The 2,669-nt window shown below is 70.1% G+C and carries 1 protein-coding gene; it reads right to left on the reverse strand.

What is annotated here, in order from left to right; translation table 11 throughout:
- Positions 1–26: 26 nt before the first annotated feature.
- Positions 27–2,669, reverse strand: a 2,643-nt coding sequence (locus G3T14_RS23720) for a Tn3 family transposase (RefSeq protein ID WP_163644942.1), incomplete at its 5' end; no start/stop codon positions are given.

The raw sequence follows: 2,669 nt of genomic DNA on the forward strand, positions 1-2,669 counted from the left end.
TACGCACAAGCGGACAAAGCGTGAACTCACGCGGCTCTGAGGAACGGGGTGGGAGCAGTGCGGAGTGGCCTCGATCCGACGGTGGTTTCCGTCAGTTCGCCAACTGGGGTCCAGATGTAGTCTCCGGTGAGATTGATATGCTCCCAGCCCAGCGGTGAGAGATGCGCGAGGAGGTGGTCCGGCACGGCCTCGTCGACGCGCAGCCTGGCGAGTGCGCGCTCAAGGTATCGGGTGTTCCACAGGATGATGGCGGTGACCACCAGGTTGAGGCCCGATGCGCGATGCTGCTGGTTCTCGTAGGTGCGGTCGCGGATCTCGCCGAGGCGGTGAAGGAAGACGGCCCGGGCCAGGCTGTTGCGCGTTTCTCCCTTGTTCAGCTCGTGTCCGGTCGAGCGGCGCAGCTCGGGGTCCTCGATCCAGTCGAGCGTGAACAGCGTTCGCTCCATCCGGCCGATCTCGCGTAACGCGGTCGCGATCCCGTTCTGCCGCGGATGGGAGGCGAGTTGGCGCATGATCACCGAGGCGGTGACGGTCCCGGCGCGCAGGGAGGCAACGATGCGGAGGATATCGGGCCAATGGGCACGGATCAGCGCCACGTTGATCCGGCCGCCGATCAGGGGCGCGAGCGTCGGATGGTCGGCCGGCTTGCCGAAGCCGTAGAGGCGCCGCTTCGCCAGATCGGGAATGCGCGGCGCGAACTGGAAGCCGAGCAGGGAGCAGAGCGCGAAGACATGCTCGGTGTCGCCGCCGCCATCGGTGTGGTGCCGGCGGACCGTGACCTCGCTCCCGTGATGGAGCAGGGCGTCGAGCACATGCAGGGCCTCGCTGGCGGTGGCCGCGATGGTCTTGGTGAAGAACGGTCCGTAGCGGTCCGACAGGTGGGTGTAGACCTTGAAGCCGGGCTCGGGACCGTAATGGGCGTTGCGCCGCCCGGCGGCACGGCCGTGGCGCGCCGCGGGGAAGAACTGCCCGTCGGACGAGGCGGCGATACCGGGACCGAAGGTCGCCGCGAAGGGCTCGCGCTGCTGTCGATCGACGAGGCGACGGAGCGCCAGCCCGTAGGTTTCCTCGCGGATGTGCCAGTCCGACGTCCAGGCGAGCTGGCCGAGGCTGGCGACGCTGCAGGCCTCGGCCATGCGGGTCAGGCCGAGGTTCAGGCCGTCGGCCAACACCCCAGCCAGGACCGTGCGGGTGTCGGTCGCAACCTCACCGGTCTGCAGGTGGGTGAAGCAGTCCGGGAACCTCGTCCAGTCTGCGACCTCCCCCAGGAGGTCGGTGATGCGGATGCGCGGCAGCATGGCATGGAGGCGGCCCGCCAGGGCTTCGGCCTCCGGAGGCGTGGATTTTGCCACGGGCGCGACCTTCAGCACCCCACGCTCGATCGTCACGTCGCGCAGCAGGCCGGCCCCAGCGCGGGCATCGACGACGGCCAGCCGCCGGTCCAGCAGCGCCCGGCGCTCCTCGATGAAGCGGTCGAAGTCGGGTTCGGCCGTCAGCGTGCCGGCGTCCTGCATGGCCTGCTGGGTGGCGGGGGAGACCAGCCGCTCGGCAAACGAACGGTACTGCCTGCTGCCGTGGATCCAGACCTCGCCGGCGAACAATCGCGCCCGCAGCTCGGACAGGACGCAAAGCTCGTAGTGACGCCGGTCGACGACACCGCCGGGCAGCACGTAGGCGGTCCAGCGTCCCTTCACGAAGCCGGTCGGGGCGGAAGCCGGCAGGCGCGCCGATCCCGTGCGGTTCGCCTCGCGCAGCACCGCGACGGCGCGCAGCAGCGGCGCCACGGCCGGGATGCCCTCGAAGCCGAGGGCCTCCAGGAAGGCGGGCGACCAGCGGCGCACGGCATTGTAATGGTCGCCGATCTTCTCATAGGCGTCGAACGCCTCCGGCCGGGCCAGCGCCTCAGCTTCGGCCACACTGGCGCAGAACCGCTCCCACGGGATCACGGCCGTGATGGCCGCAAAGGCGTCCAGTTTGCCCGTGTGAGCGGCGATCACCGCCCCGCCGACCCGCGCATAAAGCCGGACCTTGTCGTTGATGGCGCGCGCATCGGCCTGGAAGGCTCGGGCCTGCCGCCCTTCGGCCTTGCTGAACATGGCGCCGACCATCCTGTCGAACAGGTCGATCGCCTGGTCGATCAGGCTGGCCTGCAGGTCGAGCACGGTGGCGACCAGCGTCGCGTGACGGCGCTGCCGCGCATAGCCGGCGATGTGCTGCACGGTCACGCGCGCGGTCTCGTGGGCGATCTGCGCCAGGCGCTCCGGGTGGACCCCGCGGTCGTGTCCGATCTCGATGCCGAGACCGCGCATGTGCTCCAGGCGCGCCACCAGGCCAAGCATGGAGGCGGACGTGGCAGCCTGCGGCATCTGCCGCAACCAAGTGAGCCAGGTCTGGCCCGTATCCTTCCGGCGCTGCAGCAATCCGTCGAGGCCTCGGCGCTGGTCGGCCGACAGGCCATGGCACAGGCGGCGGTGCGCCTCCCGGCGTGCCCGACGACGCAGGTCCATACAGAGCCGTTCCAGCGCCGCGGGCGACGGCAGCACGATGCGACGCTCACGACAGGATCGCAGCGCCAGCTCCGCCAAGGTGAGGAGCCGGTCGTTCTCGATGGCCGGAGCGAGCAGCTCGGCCATCAGCTCGGCGGCGGCGTGCCGGCCGAACGGCCGCAG

This window comes from Methylobacterium sp. BTF04, assembly GCF_010692745.1.
Classification (GTDB): Bacteria; Pseudomonadota; Alphaproteobacteria; order Rhizobiales; family Beijerinckiaceae; genus Methylobacterium.